The organism is Oleiphilus sp. HI0066, assembly GCF_001635725.1.
On record NZ_LWFH01000028.1, the window covers coordinates 1 to 832 of the forward strand.

An 832-nucleotide genomic window follows, 5' to 3' on the forward strand; every position below is an offset into this window, starting at 1 on the left:
GTAGTTTGCTGCACTTGGATCAAGCATTTGATCATCGCTGTTCGGAGAACAATAGCGCGCGTAGTACCAAGATGACTCCATAAAGGTGTCGAAGGTATCGGTTTCACGGAATGCTGTTGCACCGTTATGGCTTGTCTTCGCCCACTCAGGATCACTCTTAATCGGTGATTTAACACCATCTAATTCAACATCTTCAGGAAGCTGTACAGGCAGCTCTTCTAGAGGCACAGGGATCTCAGTGCCGTCTTCCAAGTATTTCATCGGAATCGGTGCGCCCCAATAGCGTTGGCGAGAGACACCCCAGTCACGTAAGCGGTAATTCACTTTGCGCGATCCAGTTCCAGCTTCTTCAAAGTGCTTCACAATTGCTTCGAATGCTTCAGCAGAGGTTAAGCCAGTAAATTCGCCGGAGTTTACAAGAACACCTTTGTCGGTATAGGCCGACTCATGAATATCAAGTTCTTCAACTTCTTCCGATGCGATAACTTGTTTAATTGGAAGCTTGTACGTCTTTGCGAATTCATGGTCACGTTCGTCATGTGCTGGTACAGACATAACTGCGCCTGAGCCGTAGTCCTTCAACACGAAATTCGCAGCCCAAATAGGTACTTCTTCACCTGTAATTGGGTGTATTGCTTTGAAGCCGGTAGGAAGACCTTTTTTCTCCATTGTCGCCATATCTGCTTCGGCAACTTTGTTTTTCTTACAGTCTTCGATGAACTCACGCAAGTCGGTGTTGTTTTCTGCACCACGTGTAGCAAGTGGGTGTTGAGCGGCTACCGCTACATACGTTACACCCATCAGAGTATCTGGTCGTGTGGTATAAACGCTT

At 47.0% G+C, this 832-nt stretch carries 1 protein-coding gene; it reads right to left on the reverse strand.

The features are described from left to right. Positions 1-832 (reverse strand): class I tRNA ligase family protein (locus A3738_RS00870; RefSeq protein ID WP_156503848.1); only part of this gene is annotated, 832 nt, incomplete at both ends.